This window comes from Streptomyces sp. BK79, assembly GCF_044142145.1.
Classification (GTDB): domain Bacteria; phylum Actinomycetota; class Actinomycetes; order Streptomycetales; family Streptomycetaceae; genus Streptomyces.
Map to the genome: position 1 here is coordinate 18,701 of NZ_JBHVOC010000014.1, position 20,432 is coordinate 39,132.

21 protein-coding genes and 1 tRNA gene are annotated in these 20,432 nt (G+C 71.2%); 7 read left to right on the forward strand and 15 right to left on the reverse strand.

Features of this window, described 5'->3' with window-relative positions:
- The first annotated feature begins 3 nt into the window (after positions 1–3).
- A complete protein-coding gene (locus ACFIF2_RS18620; protein ID WP_395573953.1) occupies positions 4–975 on the forward strand; it encodes a helix-turn-helix transcriptional regulator in 972 nt (323 codons plus the stop codon).
- Between the two features lie 123 nt (positions 976–1,098).
- On the opposite strand, the gene ACFIF2_RS18625 is transcribed toward ACFIF2_RS18620, so the two are convergent.
- Both ACFIF2_RS18625 and ACFIF2_RS18630 read right to left on the reverse strand, forming a co-directional pair.
- On the reverse strand, positions 1,099–1,686 hold the full coding sequence (locus ACFIF2_RS18625) for a TetR/AcrR family transcriptional regulator (RefSeq protein ID WP_395574309.1): 588 nt from the start codon (positions 1,684–1,686) through the stop codon (positions 1,099–1,101).
- A gap of 634 nt (positions 1,687–2,320) precedes the next feature.
- Positions 2,321–3,319, reverse strand: a complete 999-nt coding sequence (locus ACFIF2_RS18630; protein WP_395573955.1) for an RNA polymerase sigma factor RpoD/SigA — start codon at positions 3,317–3,319, stop codon at positions 2,321–2,323.
- Positions 3,320–3,553: 234 nt separating this feature from the next.
- On the opposite strand from ACFIF2_RS18630, the gene ACFIF2_RS18635 reads away from it, so the two are divergent.
- On the forward strand, positions 3,554–4,072 hold the full coding sequence (locus ACFIF2_RS18635; protein WP_395573957.1) for a GNAT family N-acetyltransferase: 519 nt from the start codon (positions 3,554–3,556) through the stop codon (positions 4,070–4,072).
- Positions 4,073–4,102: 30 nt separating this feature from the next.
- Here the strand turns inward: ACFIF2_RS18635 and ACFIF2_RS18640 are convergent, their stop codons facing one another.
- Entirely contained in the window at positions 4,103–4,888 is a 786-nt protein-coding gene (locus tag ACFIF2_RS18640; protein ID WP_395573959.1) for a dioxygenase, read from the reverse strand.
- 91 nt (positions 4,889–4,979) lie between these two features.
- Here ACFIF2_RS18640 and ACFIF2_RS18645 point away from each other — a divergent pair, with 91 nt between their 5' ends.
- Positions 4,980–5,495: a MarR family winged helix-turn-helix transcriptional regulator gene (locus tag ACFIF2_RS18645; RefSeq protein WP_395573961.1), complete on the forward strand. Its 516-nt coding sequence runs from the start codon at positions 4,980–4,982 to the stop codon at positions 5,493–5,495.
- A 100-nt stretch (positions 5,496–5,595) separates the two neighbouring features.
- On the opposite strand, the gene ACFIF2_RS18650 is transcribed toward ACFIF2_RS18645, so the two are convergent.
- Together ACFIF2_RS18650 and ACFIF2_RS18655 are read right to left on the reverse strand one after the other, a co-directional pair.
- A complete protein-coding gene (locus ACFIF2_RS18650) occupies positions 5,596–7,149 on the reverse strand; it encodes an MFS transporter (protein WP_395573963.1) in 1,554 nt (517 codons plus the stop codon).
- A gap of 139 nt (positions 7,150–7,288) precedes the next feature.
- Positions 7,289–7,945 carry a TetR/AcrR family transcriptional regulator gene (locus tag ACFIF2_RS18655; protein ID WP_395573965.1) on the reverse strand — a complete coding sequence of 219 codons (657 nt, stop codon included), beginning with the start codon at positions 7,943–7,945 and terminating at the stop codon, positions 7,289–7,291.
- Positions 7,946–8,236: 291 nt separating this feature from the next.
- On the opposite strand from ACFIF2_RS18655, the gene ACFIF2_RS18660 reads away from it, so the two are divergent.
- The 4 genes from ACFIF2_RS18660 to ACFIF2_RS18675 all read left to right on the forward strand — a co-directional run bounded on the left by ACFIF2_RS18660 (position 8,237) and on the right by ACFIF2_RS18675 (position 10,634).
- Entirely contained in the window at positions 8,237–9,535 is a 1,299-nt protein-coding gene (locus ACFIF2_RS18660; protein ID WP_395573967.1) for a M6 family metalloprotease domain-containing protein, read from the forward strand.
- A 138-nt stretch (positions 9,536–9,673) separates the two neighbouring features.
- Positions 9,674–9,746: transfer RNA gene (locus tag ACFIF2_RS18665), tRNA-Arg, on the forward strand.
- A gap of 178 nt (positions 9,747–9,924) precedes the next feature.
- The gene (locus tag ACFIF2_RS18670) at positions 9,925–10,191 is read left to right on the forward strand and encodes a hypothetical protein (RefSeq protein ID WP_395573969.1); all 267 of its coding nucleotides are present in this window, start codon (positions 9,925–9,927) and stop codon (positions 10,189–10,191) included.
- The gene (locus tag ACFIF2_RS18675) at positions 10,188–10,634 is read left to right on the forward strand and encodes a hypothetical protein (RefSeq protein ID WP_395573971.1); all 447 of its coding nucleotides are present in this window, start codon (positions 10,188–10,190) and stop codon (positions 10,632–10,634) included. Before ACFIF2_RS18670 ends, ACFIF2_RS18675 begins: the two co-directional genes overlap by 4 nt.
- Positions 10,635–10,761: 127 nt before the next feature.
- Here ACFIF2_RS18675 and ACFIF2_RS18680 read toward each other — a convergent pair whose 3' ends face one another.
- The 10 genes from ACFIF2_RS18680 to ACFIF2_RS18725 all read right to left on the reverse strand — a co-directional run bounded on the left by ACFIF2_RS18680 (position 10,762) and on the right by ACFIF2_RS18725 (position 20,369).
- Entirely contained in the window at positions 10,762–10,917 is a 156-nt protein-coding gene (locus ACFIF2_RS18680; RefSeq protein WP_395573973.1) for a hypothetical protein, read from the reverse strand.
- Positions 10,918–10,978: 61 nt separating this feature from the next.
- Entirely contained in the window at positions 10,979–11,647 is a 669-nt protein-coding gene (locus ACFIF2_RS18685; RefSeq protein WP_395573975.1) for a potassium-transporting ATPase subunit C, read from the reverse strand.
- Between the two features lie 5 nt (positions 11,648–11,652).
- Entirely contained in the window at positions 11,653–13,812 is a 2,160-nt protein-coding gene (kdpB, locus tag ACFIF2_RS18690; protein WP_395573977.1) for a potassium-transporting ATPase subunit KdpB, read from the reverse strand.
- The gene (gene kdpA, locus ACFIF2_RS18695; RefSeq protein ID WP_395573979.1) at positions 13,809–15,473 is read right to left on the reverse strand and encodes a potassium-transporting ATPase subunit KdpA; all 1,665 of its coding nucleotides are present in this window, start codon (positions 15,471–15,473) and stop codon (positions 13,809–13,811) included. The genes kdpB and kdpA overlap by 4 nt, the downstream gene beginning before the upstream one ends.
- Positions 15,474–15,480: 7 nt before the next feature.
- On the reverse strand, positions 15,481–15,570 hold the full coding sequence (kdpF, locus tag ACFIF2_RS18700; protein WP_230071413.1) for a K(+)-transporting ATPase subunit F: 90 nt from the start codon (positions 15,568–15,570) through the stop codon (positions 15,481–15,483).
- Between the two features lie 380 nt (positions 15,571–15,950).
- Entirely contained in the window at positions 15,951–16,736 is a 786-nt protein-coding gene (locus ACFIF2_RS18705; protein ID WP_395573981.1) for an ABC transporter permease, read from the reverse strand.
- Entirely contained in the window at positions 16,733–17,743 is a 1,011-nt protein-coding gene (locus tag ACFIF2_RS18710) for an ATP-binding cassette domain-containing protein (protein WP_395573983.1), read from the reverse strand. Before ACFIF2_RS18710 ends, ACFIF2_RS18705 begins: the two co-directional genes overlap by 4 nt.
- A 97-nt stretch (positions 17,744–17,840) precedes the next feature.
- Positions 17,841–18,683, reverse strand: coding sequence for a DUF4097 family beta strand repeat-containing protein (locus ACFIF2_RS18715; RefSeq protein WP_395573985.1), 843 nt, complete (start codon positions 18,681–18,683; stop codon positions 17,841–17,843).
- Positions 18,684–18,785: 102 nt separating this feature from the next.
- On the reverse strand, positions 18,786–19,310 hold the full coding sequence (locus ACFIF2_RS18720; protein WP_395573987.1) for a hypothetical protein: 525 nt from the start codon (positions 19,308–19,310) through the stop codon (positions 18,786–18,788).
- Between the two features lie 414 nt (positions 19,311–19,724).
- Positions 19,725–20,369 (reverse strand): TetR/AcrR family transcriptional regulator, encoded by a 645-nt coding sequence (locus ACFIF2_RS18725; protein ID WP_395573989.1) that lies wholly within the window; start codon positions 20,367–20,369, stop codon positions 19,725–19,727.
- Between the last annotated feature and the right edge of the window lie 63 nt (positions 20,370–20,432).

A 20,432-nucleotide genomic window follows, 5' to 3' on the forward strand; every position in this document is an offset into this window, starting at 1 on the left:
CTCATGACGACGGACACTCCGGCCCGGCTCCTGACGCTCCTCTCCCTTCTCCAGACGCCCCGCGAATGGCCCGGCGGCGAGCTGGCCGAGCGGCTCGGGGTCTCCCGCCGCACGGTCCGGCGGGACATCGACCGGCTGCGCGAGCTGGGCTACCCCGTGCAGGCCACCTTGGGCGCCGACGGCGGTTACCGGCTGGTGGCGGGCAAGGCGATGCCGCCGCTCGTCCTCGACGACGAGGAGGCGGTCGCGATCGCGGTCGGGCTGCGCGCCGGCGCCGGGCACGCGGTGGAGGGCGTGGACGAGGCGTCGGTGCGGGCGCTGGCCAAGCTGGAACAGGTGCTGCCGTCCCGGCTGCGTCACCGCGTCGCCACCCTCCAGGCCGCGACGACGCCGCTGACCAGCGGGGACGGCCCGAGCATCGCGCCCGAGACGCTCACCGTCATGGCCTCCACCGTGGCCGGGCAGGAGCGGCTGCGGTTCGCCTACCGCGCCGGGGACGGCACCGAGTCGCGGCGCCTGACGGAGCCGTACCGCCTGGTGTCGACGGGACGCCGCTGGTACCTGGTCGCCTACGACCTCGACCGGGACGACTGGCGGACCTTCCGCGTCGACCGGGTGAGCGACCCCTTCGCCACCGGGGCACGGTTCGCGCCCCGGGAGCTGCCGACCGGGAGCGCGGCGGAGTACCTGCGGCGCTCGATGCAGCGGCGCGGTGACTCGTACGGGATCGTGGTCGCCTTCGACGCGCCGGCCGAGGTCGTCGCGGCCCGGCTGCCGGGGTGGCTCGGCGCGCCGGAGCCCGAGGGCGACGGCACGTCGTGCGTCCTGCGGACGACGGTGGCCGACTCGATGGAGTGGATGGCGGTACGGCTGGTGATGCTGGGCGTGGACTTCCGGGTACGGGAGCCGGCGGAACTGGTGGAGTGCGTACGGGGGTTGGGTACGAGGCTGGTGAGGGCGGCGGACGGCCGGTGACCGCCGCCGCCCCGGGGGCAGGGTCCAGGCGCCCCGGGGACAGGGGCCGATGCGCCCCGGGGGCAGGGCAACGCGCCCCGGGGCAGGGGCCGACGCCTCGGCCCGTCTGGCGCGCGGCCCGGCTCAGCCCTCCCAGGTGAAGCCGCGCATCCCCTCCAGGTTCCGCAGCGCCAACTCCAGGGGACTGCGGGCGCGTTCGGGCGAGGAGGCCCAGCGCTCCACCGCCACGCGTACCGCCGCTCCCGCCACGGCGGCGCCGAAGTGCAGCCCGGGCGAGGACCTCAGCCGTGCGGCAACGTTGTCGTCACCGCCGGAGAGCCGCGCGGCCAGCACCTCGACGAGGGCCCGCTCGGCGTTCTGGCAGACCTCCGCCCACACCTTCCGCAGCGCCGGGCTGCTCTCGGCCAGGTGGATGAGCGTGCGGGCCCACTCCCAGGACGGCGTCGAGACCCCGGCGCCGGGCGTCAGCGTGTGCCGCGCGGCGTGCTCCAGGGCGTCGGGCAGGGACAGTTCGGGCGGGGCCTCGCGCACCGCCTCCGCCCAGCGTTCGGCACCCAGCGCGTAGAGCGGGGCGACGGCCTCCTCCTTGGTCGCGAAGTACCGGTAGAAGGTGCGCGGGGCGATGCCCGCGGCGCGGGCGATGTCCTCGGCCCGGGTGGCCCGCAGCCCCTGGCCGACGAAGAGGCGGGCCGCGGCGCGGGCGATCTCCATCCGGGTCTCCGCCTTGCGCCGCTCGGTGAGGGAGACGTGCGCGGAACCGGAGCCGGAAGCGCGCCCGGAACCGGGAGCGACGGGGACGGAAGCATGCCCGGAGCCGGGGCCGGAAGTGCGCTCGGAGCCGGGGCCGTGCTCGGGGCCGTGCTCGAGGCCGGAAGTGCGCCGGGGCTCGGGCGCCGGGGAGGGTGGGGTGGTGCTGCTCACCTTCGGCAGATTATGCCGCTGTGGCAGAATCTGCCATCCGGCGGGTCACCCCGGGGTTCAGGTTCGGGGTGCCCCGCCTTCTCCGCCGGCCCTCCCCCGCACATCGAGTCTTCCCGCCCGTCCCGGCACGCGTCCGCCGGCCGTTCCGCTCGTGGAAGGAGCCTGGGCTCGGCGCCCCGGGGGGAGAGGCGCCGAGCCCGGCTCGGGAAGGTCCCGGCGCCGGGGGGAGTGCGTCGGGACGTGGTCCTGGGCGGCCCGAGGGCCGGTCCGGGGTGCGCCCCCGGACGGCGAATCACTGGGCCCGGAGTTCTTGTTCCCGGGCCCCGCCGGTTGAAGCAGCGTTGTACGGCCATGTTTGCGCGGGGTTCGGCCACCGGCGTACGCCCCACGCGTCACCTGCCGGGCTCCCGCCCCGCGACCGCGCTTACGCCGCCGCCTCGAAGCCGGTGTCGCGGGCCAGCTTCTTCAGCTCGAGCAGCGCGTGCTTCTCGATCTGCCGGATGCGCTCGCGCGTGAGCCCGTGCTCCTTGCCGACCTCGGTCAGCGTGCGCTCACGGCCGTCGTCGATGCCGTACCGCATCTTGATGATGGAGGCCGTGCGCGGGTCGAGGCGGCCGATCAGGTCGTCCAGCTCCTCGCTGCGCAGCAGCGTCATCACCGACTGCTCGGGCGACACCGCGGAGGTGTCCTCCAGCAGGTCGCCGAACTGGGTCTCGCCCTCGTCGTCCACCGACATGTTCAGCGAGACCGGGTCGCGGGCCCAGTCGAGCACGTCGGTGACGCGCTCGGGCGTCGAGCCGAGCTCGGCGGCGATCTCCGCGGGCTCCGGCTCGCGGCCGTGCTCGCGGTTGAACTCGCGCTGCACGCGCCGGATGCGGCCCAGCTCCTCCACGAGGTGGACGGGCAGCCGGATGGTGCGCGACTGGTCCGCGATGGACCGGGTGATGGCCTGCCGGATCCACCAGGTGGCGTACGTCGAGAACTTGAAGCCCTTGCGGTAGTCGAACTTCTCGACCGCGCGGACCAGGCCGGCGTTGCCCTCCTGGATCAGGTCGAGGAGCGGCAGACCGCTGCGCGGGTAGCGGCGCGCGACCGCGACGACCAGGCGGAGGTTGGAACGGATGAAGACGTCCTTGGCCCGCTCGCCCTCGTCGATCAGGGCCTGCAGCTCGTCCCGGGTGGCGTCCGCCCCGGTCTCCTCGTAGCCTTCGAGGACCTGCCGCGCGAACACACCCGCCTCGATGGTCTGGGACAGCTCGACCTCCTTGGCGGCGTCGAGCAGCGGTGTCCGTGCGATCTCGTCGAGGTACATGCCGACCAGATCGCGGTCGGCGAGCTCGCCGCTGCCTGCGCGGACGCTGGTTGCCGCGTCGGCCGTCTCGCCGGTGGCGGACTTACGACGGGCGACGGCACGGGTTGCCATGCGTGCTCCCTTGCGATGGTGGTTCAGCGGGTGGTCCGGTGGACGTCGGACACCGTGCGGAGTTGTCGTCTCCGGTCTCTGCGGTCCCGGATCCGGTCTGCCGTCCCTCACGGGGCTCTCCTCGGGTGCCCTGCATCCGATGGAAACAACGACTGGAATCCGGACAGAATTCCCAACCCGTCCCCCGATTTTTCTGATCATGCAGTACCCTGTGCCGCCACAGAGGGAGGCGGCATGCCGACGGGGCACGCGGAGGTCCAGGTCAGACCGGGGGTCGAGGACGATCTCAAGGCCCTCACCGACCTCTACAACCACTACGTACGTGAGACGCCCATCACGTTCGACACCGAACCGTTCACCCCGGAAGAGCGCCGCCCTTGGCTGCTCTCCCACCCTGAAGACGGCGCGCACCGGCTGAGGGTTGCCACGGACGCCGACTCACAGGAGATCCTGGGGTACGCCACATCCAGCCCTTATCGCGCGAAGCCCGCGTACGGCACCTCGGTGGAGACCACCGTCTACGTCGCCCCGCACGCCGCCGGGCGCGGGGTCGGCACGCTCCTCTACACGGCCCTCTTCGAGGCCCTGGCCGACGAGGACCTGCATCGCGCCTACGCGGGCATCGCACAGCCCAACGAGCCCTCGGTCCGCCTGCACGAGCGCTTCGGTTTCCGGTACGTCGGCACGTACCGGGAGGTGGGCCGCAAGTTCGGCCGCTACTGGGACGTGGCCTGGTACGAGAAGCCGTTGTAACCCCTCCCCCGGGGGAGGTGCCCGGGGTGCTCAGCCGAACTGCACCGACCGCTTCGCCAGCCCCATCCAGAACCCGTCGATCACGGACTCGCGCAGGTCCAGCTCACCGGCCGCGTCCGCGGCGCCCATGGTGACGAACAGCGGGGCGAAGTGCTCGGTGCGCGGGTGGGCGAGCCGGCCCGCCGGGGACGTGTGGGTGAAGTCGAGCAGCGCGTCCACGTCACCGGCGTCCAGCGCGCGCCGGCCCCAGTCGTCGAACTCGGCGGACCAGGCGGGCGTCCCCGCCTGGCGCAGCGCGGCCAGGTTGTGGGTGAAGAAGCCGGAGCCGATGATCAGCACGCCCTCGTCGCGCAGCGGCGCGAGCCTGCGGCCGATCTCCATGAGCCGGGCCGGGTCGAGTGTCGGCATGGAGACCTGGAGGACGGGGATGTCGGCGCCGGGGTACATCTCGACCAGCGGCACGTAGGCGCCGTGGTCGAGGCCGCGGTCGGGGACGTCCTGCACGGGCGTTCCGGGGGCGCGCAGCAGCTTGCGTACGGACTCGGCGAGCGCGGGGGCGCCCGGAGCCTCGTAGCGCACCTGGTAGTAGTGCTCGGGGAAGCCCCAGAAGTCGTAGACCAGGGGGACGGTCCGGGTGGCGCCGAGGGCGAGCGGGGCCTCCTCCCAGTGGGCGGAGACGACGAGGATCGCCTTGGGCCGGGGCAGGGCGGCGGCCCAGGCGGCCAGCTCGCCGGGCCACACGGGGTCGTCGGCGAGGGGCGGGGCGCCGTGACTGAGATACAGGGCGGGCATGCGCTCCCGGGCGGCGGCGGACATGAGGCGACTCCCGTTACTTGAACTCTCAAGCTGCTCCCTGCCAAATTTAAGGGTTGCTTGTTTAAAGTTCAAGGACTCGTACGATGGATACATGAATACGGCACCCACCCCGCCCTCCGCCGACGAGCCCCGCTGGCTCACCGACGAGGAACAGCGCGTCTGGCGCTCCTACATCGAGGCGGCCACCCTCCTGGAGGACCACCTCGACCGTCAGCTCCAGCGGGACGCGGGGATGCCGCACGTCTACTACGGACTGCTGGTCAAGCTCGCCGAGTCACCGCGACGGCGGCTGCGGATGACGGAACTGGCCCGGTACGCGAAGATCACCCGCTCCCGCCTCTCCCACGCCGTCGCCCGCCTGGAGAAGAGCGGCTGGGTGCGCCGCGAGGACTGCCCCTCCGACAAGCGCGGCCAGTTCGCCATCCTCACGGACGAGGGGTACGAGGTGCTGCGCCAGACCGCGCCCGGCCACGTGAACGCCGTACGCCAGGCCGTCTTCGACCGGCTCAGCCCCGAACAGCAGAAGTCCCTCGGCGAGATCATGCGGATCGTCGCCGAGGGACTTCAGCCGAGCGAAGCGGGGGCGGACCTGCCCTGGCTGCGCTGAGCGCGCGGCCGGGGCAGGTCCTGGGAACCGTGCGCGAGGGGCGTCCCCTCCCCTGCGCACGGATGGATCAGGGGCCCGAGGAGTACGGCGTCCGGTGCCGTCAGTGGGCGACGACCGGCACGGGCAGCTCCGCCTCAGCCCCGTCACCCGACCCGGCACCCGTGACGGTGGTGCCGCCCGGACGCCCGGCGTTGATGAAGGTCAGGGCGATCGCGGCCGCCACGACCAGGATGCCGACGGCGAACCAGATCGCGCTGGTGTAGCCCTGCACCTGGCCCTCCAGCTGGACCAGCTGCTGCTGGGACCGGGAGGCCGCGCCGCCCATGTGGTCGGCGATATAGGACGTGGTGGCCGAGGCGGCGATCGTGTTCAGCAGCGCCGTACCGATCGCGCCGCCCACCTGCTGCGAGGTGTTGACCATCGCGGAGGCGACACCGGAGTCCCGCGGCTCCACACCCATGGTGGCCATGGACATGGCCGGCATGAACGCCGTACCCATGCCGAGGCCGAGCAGCAGCATGCCGGGCAGCAGCACCGCGGCGTAGGAGGTGTCGACCTCCAGCTGGGTGAGGAACAGCATGCCGAGGGCGGCGACCAGGAAGCCGGGGCCCATCAGCAGCCGGGGCGCGACCCGGGTCATCAGGCGGGTGCCGATCTGCGTGGAACCCGTGATCATGCCCGCGATCATCGGCAGGAAGGCGAAGCCGGTCTTGACCGGCGTGTAGCCCTTCACGATCTGCAGGTAGTAGGTCAGGAACAGGAACAGGCCGAACATCGCGATGATCGCCAGGCCCAGCGAGAGATAGATCCCGCCCCGGTTGCGCTCGGTGATCACGCGCAGCGGCAGCAGCGGCGCCTTGACCTTCGACTCGACGATCACGAAGGCGAGCAGCAGCACGGCGGAACCGACGAACATGCCGACCGTCACCGCGTCGCTCCAGCCCTCGGACTCGGCGCGGGTGAAGCCGTAGACGAGCGCGACCAGACCGAGCGTGGACAGGATCACGCCGGGGATGTCCAGCGGCGAGCGGTTGCGGCTGCCCTGCGGCTCACGGATGACGAAGTAGGCACCGGCCGCGGCGACGACCGCGAACGGGATGTTGACGAAGAACGTCCAGCGCCAGTTCAGGTACTCGGTGAGGAAACCGCCGAGGATCAGACCGACGGCGCCACCGCCACCGGCGATCGCACCGTAGATGCCGAAGGCCTTGGCGCGCTCCTTGGCGTCCGTGAACATCACGGCGAGCAGCGAGAGCGCGGCGGGCGCGAGCAGCGCGCCGAAGACGCCCTGGAGGGCGCGGGAGCCGAACATCATCGCCTCGTTGGTGGCCGCGCCGCCGAGCGCGGAGGCGACGGCGAAGCCCGCCAGGCCCACGACGAAGGTGCGCTTGCGGCCCCACAGGTCGGCTATCCGGCCGCCGAACAGCAGCAGACCGCCGAAGGCGAGGGCGTAGGCCGTGACGACCCACTGCCGGTTGCCGTCGGAGATGCCGAGGTCCTGCTGGGCGGAGGGCAGGGCGATGTTCACGATGGTGGCGTCGAGGACGACCATCAGCTGGGCGAGCGCGATGAAGACGAGCGCTTTCCAGCGGCCGGCGTCGGGGACGCCCGGAGCGCCGGAAGCGCCGGAAGCCTTGACGGCTGTTTCAGACATGGAGGTACCCACTTCGGGACTTCGTGACGGAAAAGGGGTGAGTAAAGGGACGACTGCCCCACGGCGGCGGCCACGGGGACCACCGCCCGCTGTTCAGACGGTCGGGAGTGAGGTGGAGCTACTGGTCTATGAGGTGGAGCTACCGGTCGTCGCAGGGGCGGCGCAGATCCTCCATCGTCATGGCCGTGCCCGGCAGGGCGGAGCGGGCCGGAGCCCGCAGCCCGTCCAGGAACAACTGCAGGTGGCGGTGGACGAACCGGTCGGCGCTCAGGCACCCCGTACCGGCCGGCGGCCGGCTGAGCTGCGCCGCGGCGATCATCACGTCGCCCACGCCCACGTCGGTACGGAGCTGACCGGCCGCCTTCGCCCGGTCCATGACCTCGGCCACGAGCCGCTCGACTCGTGTGCGCGCCGCTTCCAGGTCGGGGTGGTGCTGGTCGAACGTGCTGGAGACCATCGGGCACAGGGCGCTGATCCGCTCGTCGGCGGCGACGTGCACGAAGCGCTCCAGCGCCTCGAACGCGTCGCCGGTCTCCGCGAGGGCGAGTTCGGCGGCCCGCGCCGTACGGTCCATGACCGAGCAGACGACCTCGCGGACGAGGGCGTCGCGGTCGGGGAAGTTGCGGTACACCGTGGCGTTGCCGACGCCGGCCCGGCGGGCGACGTCGTCGAGCGGCACCTCGGGACCGTGCTCGACGAACATCTCCCGGGCGGCGGTGACGATCCGCTCCCGGTTGCGCAGGGCGTCGGCGCGGGGCCGGGTCGCCTTGTGCTGCTCGGGGGTCGCGGTGCGCACGGCGTACTCCTCTGACGACTGCGGTGGCGATCCGGGGAAGCAGTCCCCGTTTCGCTCGGACACAGGGCTAAACGGGGAAACGATCCCCGGTTATTTCCCGATCCCGAACCAATCCACCGTGACCTGAGTCACACACCTCCGTCGACCCTGTCGGCCCGCGTCCCCCGGTCGGCCGCTACCGGCCAGAAACCCACGATCGGCCCCTCCAGCGCGCGCCCGCCCACCCCTCGGCACAGGGTGATCGAAGGGTGCAGCCGGTGTCCGGGGGCTGCCGTGGTCCGGGAGATCCGCATGCAGCCGCAGCCGCAGGCGCCGCCGCCGAGCCGCCGGATACGCACGCGCCGGCTGGCCGCGCTCGCGACGGTCACCGTCGTGACCCTCGCCGTCAGCACGTCGGCGGGCACCGGCCGGCTCGCGCCGGGCACCACGGCGTCGGGCCCCGGCCCCGCCGCCCTCTCCCGCTCCTCCGCGCACGGCCCTTGCATGATCAGCGGCGGCCCCGAGATCCAGATGTCCGAGGGCGTCCCCACCTCCACCGGTTACGCCCGCTCCACCGGCACCGTCCGCGCCCTGAACCTGATGATCGACTTCTCCGACGCGCCCGGCGAGGGCGAGGCGCTCGACCGGTACGCGGAGTTCTTCCCGCAGACCGAGGAGTGGTTCCGCACCAGCTCCTACGGCCGCCTCGACTACCGCCCCGAGACACCGATCCGCGACTGGCTGCGCATGCCGAAGTCGTTCGCCGAGTACGGCATAGAGCGCGGCGCCCCCTTCGAACCCGGCTACCGGACCCTGGTCGAGGACCTGGTCGAGGCGGCCGACACGAAGGTGGACTTCCGGGCGTACGACCTCCTGAACATCCTGGTCACCCCGAACGCGGGCCCCTCCGCCCTCGACACGGTCCTGTCCGTGACCTTCGCCGGCAACGCCGAGGCCCCGATCGCCGACGGCGTCCCGGTGGCCAACGCGTCCTTCGTCTACTCCCGCCAGGACGACGGCTCCGGCTCCTACGACGAGACCGGCTACCGGGTGCTCCCCCACGAGAACGGCCACGTCTTCGGCCTGCCCGACCTCTACACCCAGGAGGGCGGCGGGGCCGTCGGCCACTGGGACATCATGAGCGAGGACTGGGGCGCCAACAACGACCTCCTCGGCTGGCACAAGTGGAAACTGGGCTGGCTGGACCCCTCCCAGGTGCACTGCGCGTCCGCACCGGGGACGACGGAGTACACACTGACTCCACTGGCCCGCAAGGGCGGCGACAAGCTGGTCGTGGTCCCGCTGGACGGCACGTCCGGCTACGCGGTCGAGCTGCGCACCCGCGCCGGCAACGACGAGACGGTGTGCCGGCCGGGCGTCCTCATCTACAAGGTCGACGCGGACGTCGACACGGGCATGGGCCCGGTCACGGTCCACGACTCCCGCCGGGACAGCGGCGGCTGCACCCGCAGCCCGAACGTCCACGCCGAACTCTCGGACGCCGCCTTCACCCCGGGCGAGACCTTCAAGGACCCACGCCGCGGCATCACGATCACCATCGCCGCCGCCGACCTGAAGGGCGACCACCAAATACGCATCACCCGCCCCTGACCCCACCCCTACGCCGTATCCCCCTCCGGGCCCATCCCCCGGCGAGCCCCACCCCCGGCCCCCTCCCCTGACCCCCCGACGCCGCCCCACCCACCCGCTACACTGTCCGCGGCGGCACATCACACCGTGCCACCACCGGCCTTCGTAGCTCAGGGGATAGAGCACCGCTCTCCTAAAGCGGGTGTCGCAGGTTCGAATCCTGCCGGGGGCACTGACTGCGTAGCCGGTCAGAGAACTAAAGGCCCCTCGTTCTATTCGAACGGGGGGCCTTTCTCACGTCTGGAGTCCACAAAGAGTCCACATCCTCACGCGAACCCCAGCCGCGCCTCTCGCAGACCAGGCGCTGGTATCCGTCGGCCGCATCGGACAAGAGATGGCATACTTGAAGTATGGCAACCCGGAAGATCACCATCACCGTGCCGGAAGAGCTGGTGGAATCGATCAAGGAGCGCGTCGACGCGCGCGGGGTGTCCGGCTACATCGCAGCCGCCGCCGCTCATCAGGACGCCATGGACCGACTGCGCGAGTTGGCCGAACGTCTCGAAGAAGAACACGGCGCCGTGACGGACGACGAGCAGCAAACAGCGCTGGACCGCATCGCCGCCATCGACGGCTGGCATGACGAGCAGCGATCGAGTTCGGACGAGGCCGCGTGAGCCGCACAGCCCGAGCGAAGCTGCACCGGCCGCGACAGCGCCTCTTCGTGTTCGACTCCGAGGCTCTCTCCAAGGCAGTGCAGGGCGATCGGGAGATGACTGCGCTGATCAAGACGGCTCCGCGACTGGACATCCCGATCGTCACCTCGGCACTCACGACCTTGGAAGCTTGGGACCCGCGCGAAGCGTCAGGGCAGGGGCTGTGGAACTGGACGCTGTCCCGGATCCGCATCGTGCACACGGACGACCAGGTGATCACCATGGCGCGCGACATGATGAAGGCAGCCGGCCTGCACGGGCACAAGTACGCCATCGACGCCATTCTGGCGGCTGTGGCCGGGCGGGAAGCCATGCGGGGAGCTCAGGCAACCGTCTTCACCTCCGACACCGACGACATGAATCAACTCCTCGCGGGACATGCCGTGCGAGTCGAGAAGGTCTGAGGATGGCGAGACGCTGCCCGTACCTCACTTCGACACAGAGGGCTAAAGGCCCCTCGTTCTATTCGAACGGGGGGCCTTTCTCACGTCTGGAGTCCACAAAGAATCCACATCCGCGACCCGGGTCCTCTCAAGGCCGGTAGACCAGGTCGATCAGCAGGGCGGTGATCAGGGTCCAGGCGCCCGTGCCGAGTAGCCACAGGTTTTCGGTGAGGGTGGCGGTGGTGAGGAGGAGGGTGTGGAAGAGGCGTTTCATGCCGCGAGGGGTGCGGGGGAGGACCGTCATGTCGTCACCGTCGGGTGGGAGCCGGGGGGCGGGAGAGGGGGCGGCTCCCATGTTGTGGGGGTCAGTTTTTGCTCGTCAGTTCCCTGAGGGCGATGTTCAGTTCCAGGACGTTGACCCGGGGTTCGCCGATGAAGCCGAGGGTGCGGGGGGTGGTGTGGGCGGTGACGAGGGCGCGGACCTGGGGGACGGGGAGGGCGTTCCGCTCGGCGACCCGGTGGATCTGGAGGGCCGCGTACTTGGGGGAGATGTGCGGGTCGAGGCCGGAGCCGGAGGAGGTGACGGCGTCGGCGGGTACGTCGGAGGGGTGGACGGTGTGGCCGGGGACGGAGTTGTCCTTGATGACGGCGGCCTTGGCGTCCTTCACCCACTGGACGAGTTCCGGGTTGTCGGCGGAGCGGTTGGTGGCGCCGGACAGGATGAGGTCGTACTGCGTGTTGACGGTGTTGGTGCCGAGGCCGTTGGCCGGGCGGCCCTGGAACCACTTCAGGTCGGGTTCCGGGGTCTCCTGGCCCTTCTCGAGCGGCAGGTTGTACGACTGGCCGATGAGGGAGGAGCCGACAACCTTGCCGTCCGCCTCGATCTCGGAGCCGTTCGCCTTGCCGGGGAAGAGGCCCTGGGCGATGCCGGTGATCACCAGGGGGTAGACGATGCCGGTGACCACGGTCAGGACGAGGAGGGCGCGCAGGCCCGCCCCGAGCAGCCGGGCGGTGTTGGTGACGGAGGTGTTCATGTCGGTCAGCCGATTCCGGGGATGAGCGAGACGAGCAGGTCGATGATCTTGATGCCGATGAACGGGGCGATCAGTCCGCCCAGGCCGTAGACGGTCAGGTTGCGGCGGAGCAGCCGGTCGGCGCTGAGCGGCCGGTAGCGCACTCCCTTGAGGGCGAGCGGGACCAGCGCGACGATGATCAGCGCGTTGAAGATCACGGCGGAGAGGATCGCGGAGTCCGGCGAGGACAGGCCCATGATGTTGAGCTTGTCCAGGCCCGGGTAGACCGCCGCGAACAGAGCCGGGATGATCGCGAAGTACTTGGCGACGTCGTTGGCGATGGAGAACGTCGTCAGCGCGCCCCGGGTGATCAGGAGCTGCTTGCCGATCTCGACGATCTCGATGAGCTTGGTCGGGTCGGAGTCGAGGTCGACCATGTTGCCGGCCTCCTTGGCGGCCGACGTGCCCGTGTTCATGGCCACGCCGACGTCGGCCTGGGCGAGCGCGGGCGCGTCGTTGGTGCCGTCGCCGGTCATCGCGACGAGCTTGCCGCCGGCCTGTTCGGCCTTGATCAGGGCCATCTTGTCCTCGGGGGTGGCCTCCGCGAGGAAGTCGTCGACGCCGGCCTCGTCCGCGATCGCCTTGGCGGTCAGCGGGTTGTCGCCGGTGATCATGACGGTACGGATGCCCATGCGGCGCAGTTCCTCGAACCGCTCGCGCATGCCGTGCTTGACGACGTCCTTGAGGTGGATGACGCCGAGGACGCGGGCGCCCCGCGCGTCCTCGACCGCGACCAGCAGCGGCGTGCCGCCGGCCTCGGAGATACGGTTCACCACCGCTCCGGCGTCGTCGGCCACCGTGCCGCCGTGCTCCCGGACCCAGGCGGTTACGGAGCCCGCGGCGCCCTTGCGGACCTTGCGGCCCTCGACGTCCACGCCGGACATGCGGGTCTGGGCGGTGAACCCGATCCACTCGGCGCCGACCAGTTCGCCCTGGTGGCGTTCGCGCAGCCCGTACCGCTCCTTGGCGAGGACGACGACCGAGCGGCCCTCGGGTGTCTCGTCGGCCAGGGAGGAGAGCTGGGCGGCGTCCGCGACCTGGGCCTCGGTGGTGCCGCGCACGGGGACGAACTCGGCGGCCTGCCGGTTGCCCAGCGTGATCGTGCCGGTCTTGTCCAGCAGCAGGGTGGAGACGTCGCCGGCGGCCTCGACGGCGCGGCCCGACATGGCCAGCACGTTGCGCTGAACGAGGCGGTCCATGCCCGCGATGCCGATCGCGGAGAGCAGGGCGCCGATCGTGGTCGGGATGAGGCAGACCAGCAGCGCCACCAGCACGACCATCGTCAGCTCGGTGCCCGCGTAGTCGGCGAACGGCGTCAGTGTGGCGCAGGCCAGCAGGAAGACGATGGTCAGCGAGGCCAGCAGGATGTTCAGCGCAATCTCGTTGGGCGTCTTCTGCCGGGCCGCGCCCTCGACCAGGTTGATCATCCGGTCGATGAAGGTCTCGCCGGGCTTGGTGGTGATCCGGACGACGATGCGGTCGGAGAGGACCTTCGTGCCGCCGGTGACGGCACTGCGGTCGCCGCCCGACTCGCGGATGACGGGCGCCGACTCGCCGGTGATCGCCGACTCGTCGACCGAGGCGACCCCCTCGACGACGTCGCCGTCGCCGGGGATGACGTCCCCGGCCTCGCAGACCACCAGGTCGCCGACGCGCAGCTTGGTGCCGGGGACGGTGGTCCCGTCGACGCGGCGGGCGACGGTGTCGGTCTTGGCCCGGCGCAGGGTGTCGGCCTGCGCCTTGCCCCGGCCCTCGGCGACCGCCTCCGCCAGGTTGGCGAAGATCACGGTGAGCCAGAGCCAGGCGCTGATGGTCCAGCCGAACCAGTCGCCGGGGTCCAGGAAGGAGAAGGCGGTGGTCAGGACGGAGCCGACCAGGACCACGAACATGACGGGCGACTTGACCATCACGCGGGGGTCGAGCTTGCGGAAGGCGTCCGGCAGCGAGGTGAGCAGTTGCCTCGGGTCGAAGAGGCCGGTGCCGGCCCGGCCCTCGTGGGGTGTGTGCCCGGTGGGTGCGTCGCTGTGCGGCGCCCGGGACGGGGTGGGGCCCGGGTCGGGGCTCGGGGTGGGCGTCGGGGTGGCTGTGGACATCGCGTCCTCGTGCTCGTGCGTGTCGGAGGTCATGCCGCCAGCCCTTCGGCGAGCGGACCCAGGGCGAGTGCCGGGAAGTAGGTGAGGCCGGTGACGATGAGGATGGCGCCCACCAGCAGGCCGGTGAACAGCGGTTTCTCGGTGCGCAGGGTGCCCGCGGTGGCCGGGACGGGCTGCTGCCCGGCGAGCGAGCCGGCCAACGCCAGGACGAACACCATCGGCAGGAAGCGGCCGAGCAGCATGGCGAGGCCCAGGGTGGTGTTGAACCACTGGGTGTCGGCGTTGAGGCCGGCGAAGGCCGAGCCGTTGTTGTTCGCCGCGGAGGTGTAGGCGTACAGGATCTCGGAGAAGCCGTGCGCGCCGCTGTTGGTCATCGAGTTGCCCGGGGTGGGCAGGGCCAGCGCCAGGGCGGTGAAGGTCAGTACGAGTGCCGGGGTGATGAGGATGTAGCAGGCGGCGTACTTGATCTCGCGGGTGCCGATCTTCTTGCCCAGGTACTCGGGGGTGCGGCCGACCATCAGGCCGGCGATGAACACCGCGATGACCGCCATGACCAGCATGCCGTAGAGCCCGGAGCCGACGCCGCCGGGCGCGATCTCGCCCAGCATCATGCCGAGCAGGGTGATACCGCCGCCGAGGCCGGTGAAGGAGGAGTGGAAGGAGTCCACCGCGCCGGTGGAGGTGAGGGTGGTGGACACCGCGAAGATCGACGAGCCGCCGATGCCGAAGCGCAGCTCCTTGCCCTCCATCGCCCCGCCCGCGATCTCCAGGGCCGGGCCCTGGTGAGCGAACTCGGTCCACATCATCAGGGCGGTGAAGGCGACCCAGATGGTGCCCATGGTCGCGAGGATCGCGTAGCCCTGGCGCACCGAGCCGACCATGAGGCCGAAGGTCCGGGTGAGGGCGACCGGGATGAGCAGGATCAGGAAGATCTCGAAGAGGTTGGTGAAGGGGGTGGGGTTCTCGAAGGGGTGGGCGCTGTTGGCGTTGAAGTAGCCGCCGCCGTTGGTGCCCAGTTCCTTGATGGCCTCCTGCGAGGCGACCGCGCCGCCGTTCCACTGCTGCGAGCCGCCGGTGAACTGGCCGACCTCGTGGATGCCGGAGAAGTTCTGGAGCACCCCGCAGGCCACCAGGACGACCGCCGCGAGGGCCGCGACCGGCACCAGGACGCGGACGACGCCGCGGACCAGGTCGGCCCAGAAGTTGCCCAGCTCGCCGGTGCGGGACCGGGCGAAACCGCGGACCAGGGCGACGGCGACGGCGATGCCGACGGCCGCGGAGACGAAGTTCTGCACGGCCAGGCCGGCGGTCTGCACGACGTGGCCCATGGCCTGTTCGCCGTAGTACGACTGCCAGTTGGTGTTGGCCACGAAGGAGGCGGCGGTGTTGAACGCCTGGTCCGGGTCGATGGCGGCGAAGCCCAGGGAGCCGGGCAGCACGCCCTGGAGCCGCTGGAGGAGGTAGAGGAAGAGCACGCCGGCCAGGGAGAAGGCGAGGACGCCGCGCAGGTACGCGGGCCAGCGCATCTCCGTGTCCGGGTCGGCACCGATGCCCTTGTAGATCCACTTCTCGATCCGCAGGTGCTTGGGCGAGGAGTAGACCTTGGCCAGGTAGGTGCCGAGGGGTATGTAGGCGAGCGCCAGGGCGGCCATGAGGGCGAGCATCTGGAGCACGCCGGCGAGGACGGGGCTCATGCGGGGCTCAGAACCTCTCCGGGTAGATCAGGGCGAGGACGAGGTAACCCAGCAGGGCGACGGCCACGATCAGGCCGACGACGTTCTCGGCGGTCACAGCTTCGTCACCCCCTTGGCGACGAGAGCCACGAGCGCGAACACCGCGATCGTGGTGACGACGAAGGCCACGTCGGCCATCGCGAGCTCCTAGTGGAATGCGGGTGGGATGCGGGTGGAACACGGACGGACGAGTGTCCGAGACGTCCAAGAAGAGGAAAGCCCCGCCGTGGCCGGATTCGACCGTTGTTGACGGGTCCCATACGGCGGTACGAACGGCCTTGACGCCTCTCTTACGCCCCCCCCCGACTCCTGCGACGCCGGGGGGCGGGCGGTCCGCGTACGCGAACGGGCGGCGCACTCCGACGTGTCGTCGGGGTACGCCGCCCGGGACGGGACGGGACGGGACGCGCCGCGCGGGCGGCCGGCTGGGTCCCGGGGCTACTTCGGGTCGCGGTCGAACACCGACTTGGACCAGAAGTAGCCGAGGACCACGAGGCCCAGGCACCAGGCGGCGGCGAGCCAGCCGTTGTGGCCGATCTCGGTGCCCAGCAGCAGGCCGCGCAGGGTCTCGATGGCCGGCGTGAAGGGCTGGTACTCGGCGATCGGCTGGAACCAGCCCGGCATGGAGCCGACCGGCACGAACGCGCTCGACAGGAGCGGCAGCAGGATCAGCGGCAGGGCGTTGTTGCTGGCGGCCTCGGCGTTGGGGCTGATCAGGCCCATGCCCACGGCGATCCAGGTGAGCGCCAGGGCGAACAGGGTGAGCAGCGCGAAGGCGGCCAGCCACTCCAGGGCGGTGGCGTCGGTGGACCGGAAGCCGATGGCGAGGGCGACGGCACCGACGAGGACGACGCTGGCCACGGACTGCAGCACGCTGCCGATGACGTGTCCGACGAGGACGGAGCCCCGGTGGATGGCCATGGTGCGGAAGCGGGCGATGATGCCCTCGCTCATGTCCATGGAGACGGAGACCGCGGTGCCGATGACGGTGGAACTGACGGTCATCAGCAGCAGGCCCGGGACCAGATAGGCGAGGTAGTCGGAGCGGTCGCCGCCGCCGATGCCCGCGCTCATCGCGTCGCCGAAGATGTAGACGAACAGCAGGAGCAGCATGATCGGCGTGAGCAGCAGGTTCAGGGTGAGCGACGGGTAGCGGCGCGCGTGCAGCAGGTTGCGGCGCAGCATCGTGGACGAGTCGCGCACGGCGAGGGAGAGGGAACTCATCGGACGGCCTCCTTGGGCTGGTCGGTCCCGCCGGTCCCGCCGGCGCCGCCGGTCAGGGCGAAGAACACGTCGTCGAGGTCGGGGGTGTGCACGGTCAGTTCGTCGGCCTCGATGCCGGCCGAGTCCAGCCGGTCGAGGAGCGTGCGCAGTTCACGCTGGCTGCCTCCCGAGGCGGTCTGCAGCACGAGTGCCTCGTCGTCGCGGGTCGCCGGGTCCAGGGCGAGGGCGGCGGCCTGGTAGGAGACCGGGTCGGTGAAGCGGAGCCGGACGTGGCCGCCGGGGACGAGGCGCTTGAGTTCGGCGGCGGTGCCCTCGGCGGCGATCTTCCCGTCGTTCAGGACGGCGATGCGGTCGGCGAGTTCGTCGGCCTCCTCCAGGTACTGCGTGGTGAGGAAGACGGTCACGCCGTCGGCGACCAGCTCGCGGATGATGCCCCACATGTTGTGCCGGGAACGCGGGTCCAGACCGGTGGTGGGCTCGTCCAGGAAGATGATCCGCGGGCTGCCGACCAGCGTCATGGCGATGTCCAGGCGGCGCTTCATACCGCCCGAGTAGGTCGAGGCGGGCTTCTTCGCCGCCTCCACCAGGTCGAAGCGCTCCAGCAGTTCGGCGGTCACCCGCCGCCCCTCCTGCTTGGACAGGTGGTGCAGGTCCGCCATGAGGAGCATGTTCTCCTCACCGGTGATCAGACCGTCCACGGCGGAGAACTGCCCGGTGACAGCGATCGCGGCACGCACCGCCTGCGGGTCGGCTGCGAGGTCGTGACCGGCGACCTGGGCCTGCCCGCCGTCCGCGGAGATGAGGGTGGAGAGGATCTTCACGGCGGTGGTCTTCCCGGCGCCGTTCGGACCGAGCAGCGCGAACACGGTGCCGGCCGGGATGCGGAGATCGATGCCGTCGAGGACGGTCTTGTCGCCGTACGACTTGCGCAGTCCGAGGGCGGAGACGGCGACCGGCGACGGACGGCCGTCCCCCGACCTGGGCATGGGCATGACAGATGAAGGCATGGAGCCCTCCCGTTCGAGGGGTGAGGTGACTGGGGCCAGTGAGGTGCCTGGGGCCACTGAGGTGCCTGGGCGGATGACTGCTGGGCGGGGCCGGTCCTCAGGCGCGGGCGCGGAGGACGTCGATGTTGCCCCAGTTGGTCCGTGCGTGGACCTTGACGGTCTCCTCGGCCCGCTCCGGCGCCTCGGACGCGGCGAGCGCGTTGCGCACGTGCCCGCGCTGCGACCTGACGTCGAGCCAGGCGGCGGTGCCCTCGCGGACACCGACCTCGATGGAGCCGTTGGAGCTGTCCAACCGCACCGTGCCGCGGGCGACTTCGGCGACGCGCAGGAGGCCGTTGGTCGTGGTGCCGGTGACCGACGCCTCGGCGCGGGCGATCTCCACGGCACCGTTGGCGCCGTTCACCCGCAGCTCGCCGGTCACGGCGCCGACGACCGTGGTGCCGTGCGAGTTCTTCAGGACGGCGGGGCCGTCGACGAGTCCGACGCGGACGTTGCCGGTACTGCTGACGATCTCGGCCGCGCCCTCGACCCGGTCGACGGTGACCGAGCCGTGCGACGCCTTCAGGTACAGCGGGCCGGTCGTGCCGAGCCGGACGTCGCCCGCCAAGGATGTGACCCGGACCTCGCCGAGCCGGCCCTCGCCGATCACCCTGGCCGCGGCGGTGGTCACGTCGGTGTGCGAACCCGCGGGCAGTTCCACCGTCACGTCGACGGTGCCGCCGCGCCCGAGCAGGTTGGCCTTGGGCGTGGTGACGGTCAGGGTGCCGCCCGAGAGGGCGACCTCGGTCTGATCGGCCGTCCGCACGTCCAGGTCCTTCTTCGGGTCACGGGGGCGCACCTCGACCACGGTGTCGCCGCGCTCGCCCGCGGTGAACTGGAGGGATCCCGCGTACACGTAGGCGGTGACCGAAATCGGTTCGGGAGTGTCGAAAGAAGGCATGGCTGTCCCCGTCCTCTGAGTCTTCGGGCGTCCCCGCTGGTGGGACGTGGTGTCGGTGTCGGTGCCGCTGGGGTGGTGCGGGGTGCGGTGGTGCCGGTGGGGCTAGCGCGCCCAGCCCGTGAAGCTGCGGCCGACGGTGGGGGCCTTCTCCGGCGCGAGGGGCCCGGTGCCACCCTCGACCGCGGCCGACACGGTGCGCACCAGCCACGCGTTGACCGACAGGCCCTCGCGGGCCGCGGCGTCCTCGGCCCGCGCCTTGAGGTGGGCCGGCAGGCGCAGGTTGACGCGGGCGGTCCCGCCCTCGTCACCGTCGGCCGGGGCCGGGGCCGGGGCCTTCTGGTAGTCGACGGGCGCGGCCGGCGCCGCGAGTGCGCCGTCGTCGGCGGGGGGACGGGTCACCACGAAGTCGGGGTCGATTCCGCGCAGCCGTACGTCGACCGAGCCCGGGGCGAGTTCACGGGTGATCTCGTCCATCGCGGCGGAGAGCACGTTGAGCATGGTCAGCCGGGTCGCCGACTCCAGGGGAGCGGTCAGCCGCTCGGCCAGCTCGCGGGCTTCGTCGCCGCCGGCCTCGGCGGCCACCGCGAGTTCGCGGCGGAGAGTGTCGACGTACGGGGTGAGGTCCATGACGCCATCATGGCATCACCTTGGCGCCATACGCAAGCAGGTGGGCGCCATTCTATGACGACGCACATCGGCACGGCTCTGACGTGCAGAAATGCGCGACTTCCAGACGAAGAAGGGCGGCACGGAGCCTTCATCCACCCCCCAGGGAAGCCGGAGTGGCACCCGATGGCGCCAGGTGACGCCAGGCGGGCGACCGGTGGCGCCAGGTGTGCGACCGGTGGCGCCGGATGTGCGACCGGTGGCGCCAGATGTGCGCCGACGGGCGACCGGTGGCGCCAGGTGTACGGCTGGCGCCAGGTGTACAGCTGGCGCCACCTGATGGCCGTCGGGTGGCATGGGGTGGCACCGGGCGATACCGGCGGCACGGGCGGTACTGGGCGAGGTCCGATCCTGACGCCGTTCCGCGCCACGAGGTCAGGCGCGGCCGTACTCCGCCAGGGCGGGGGCGAGCAGGTCGAAGGCGCGGGGGGCCTCCCGCGTCAGCACCTCCGCGATCTCCGGGTTCGTGCGGCCCGTCAGGGTCAGTTCCTGGATACGGGTGAACAGGACGCGGTGGACCGCGCCCAGCAGGGCCGCGGCCGTACGCGGCGCGATGTCGTCGGGCGCGGTGGCCGTCGTCTCGGCCAAGGCCGCGGCCAGCGCCTCCTCGCGGCGGTCGTGGAGGCCGCGCAGGCAGGCGGTGAGCGTGGGACTGTCGTCGATCATGCGCGTGAACGCCGGGCCGGCGAAGCCCGCGACGGGGTCCTGGTCGGCGACCGCCGCCAGGAAGGCGCGCCGCAGGGCCGCCAGAGGCGTCTCGCCCGGAGCACGCGCGGTCACGGTGGCCGCCGGCGCGGCGACGAACTCCTCCTGGTGGTCGAGGGCCAGGTCCTCCTTGTGCGGGAAGTAGTTCGTCACCGTCTTCTTGGCGACACGGGCGGCCTCGGCGATCTCGGCGATCGTCGTGCGCTCGAACCCCTGCTCGATGAAGAGCCGGGTCGCCTGGTCGGAGATCAGTTGCCGCGTCTCGCGCTTCTTGGTCTCGCGCAGACCCAGCGCCGGTGCCGTAGAGGGTTCCATGGGGCAATCTTACCCCCGTACGATTTTTATGTTGACAGGCAACACAGCCTCTGCGTAAAGTTA

What these genes read in the sequence shown, in the direction of transcription:
- ACFIF2_RS18710 (WP_395573983.1), bottom strand. Translation starts at nt 17,743, where the DNA reads ATGCCTTCATCTGTCATGCCCATGCCCAGGTCGGGGGACGGCCGTCCG.
- ACFIF2_RS18705 (WP_395573981.1), bottom strand. Translation starts at nt 16,736, where the DNA reads ATGAGTTCCCTCTCCCTCGCCGTGCGCGACTCGTCCACGATGCTGCGC.
- ACFIF2_RS18620 (WP_395573953.1), top strand. Translation starts at nt 4, where the DNA reads ATGACGACGGACACTCCGGCCCGGCTCCTGACGCTCCTCTCCCTTCTC.
- ACFIF2_RS18715 (WP_395573985.1), bottom strand. Translation starts at nt 18,683, where the DNA reads ATGCCTTCTTTCGACACTCCCGAACCGATTTCGGTCACCGCCTACGTG.
- kdpB (WP_395573977.1), bottom strand. Translation starts at nt 13,812, where the DNA reads ATGACCTCCGACACGCACGAGCACGAGGACGCGATGTCCACAGCCACC.
- ACFIF2_RS18660 (WP_395573967.1), top strand. Translation starts at nt 8,237, where the DNA reads ATGCAGCCGCAGCCGCAGGCGCCGCCGCCGAGCCGCCGGATACGCACG.
- ACFIF2_RS18645 (WP_395573961.1), top strand. Translation starts at nt 4,980, where the DNA reads ATGAATACGGCACCCACCCCGCCCTCCGCCGACGAGCCCCGCTGGCTC.
- ACFIF2_RS18640 (WP_395573959.1), bottom strand. Translation starts at nt 4,888, where the DNA reads ATGTCCGCCGCCGCCCGGGAGCGCATGCCCGCCCTGTATCTCAGTCAC.
- ACFIF2_RS18680 (WP_395573973.1), bottom strand. Translation starts at nt 10,917, where the DNA reads ATGACGGTCCTCCCCCGCACCCCTCGCGGCATGAAACGCCTCTTCCAC.
- kdpA (WP_395573979.1), bottom strand. Translation starts at nt 15,473, where the DNA reads ATGAGCCCCGTCCTCGCCGGCGTGCTCCAGATGCTCGCCCTCATGGCC.
- ACFIF2_RS18670 (WP_395573969.1), top strand. Translation starts at nt 9,925, where the DNA reads ATGGCAACCCGGAAGATCACCATCACCGTGCCGGAAGAGCTGGTGGAA.
- ACFIF2_RS18635 (WP_395573957.1), top strand. Translation starts at nt 3,554, where the DNA reads ATGCCGACGGGGCACGCGGAGGTCCAGGTCAGACCGGGGGTCGAGGAC.
- ACFIF2_RS18725 (WP_395573989.1), bottom strand. Translation starts at nt 20,369, where the DNA reads ATGGAACCCTCTACGGCACCGGCGCTGGGTCTGCGCGAGACCAAGAAG.
- ACFIF2_RS18720 (WP_395573987.1), bottom strand. Translation starts at nt 19,310, where the DNA reads ATGGACCTCACCCCGTACGTCGACACTCTCCGCCGCGAACTCGCGGTG.
- ACFIF2_RS18650 (WP_395573963.1), bottom strand. Translation starts at nt 7,149, where the DNA reads ATGTCTGAAACAGCCGTCAAGGCTTCCGGCGCTTCCGGCGCTCCGGGC.
- ACFIF2_RS18625 (WP_395574309.1), bottom strand. Translation starts at nt 1,686, where the DNA reads ATGGAGATCGCCCGCGCCGCGGCCCGCCTCTTCGTCGGCCAGGGGCTG.
- ACFIF2_RS18630 (WP_395573955.1), bottom strand. Translation starts at nt 3,319, where the DNA reads ATGGCAACCCGTGCCGTCGCCCGTCGTAAGTCCGCCACCGGCGAGACG.
- ACFIF2_RS18685 (WP_395573975.1), bottom strand. Translation starts at nt 11,647, where the DNA reads ATGAACACCTCCGTCACCAACACCGCCCGGCTGCTCGGGGCGGGCCTG.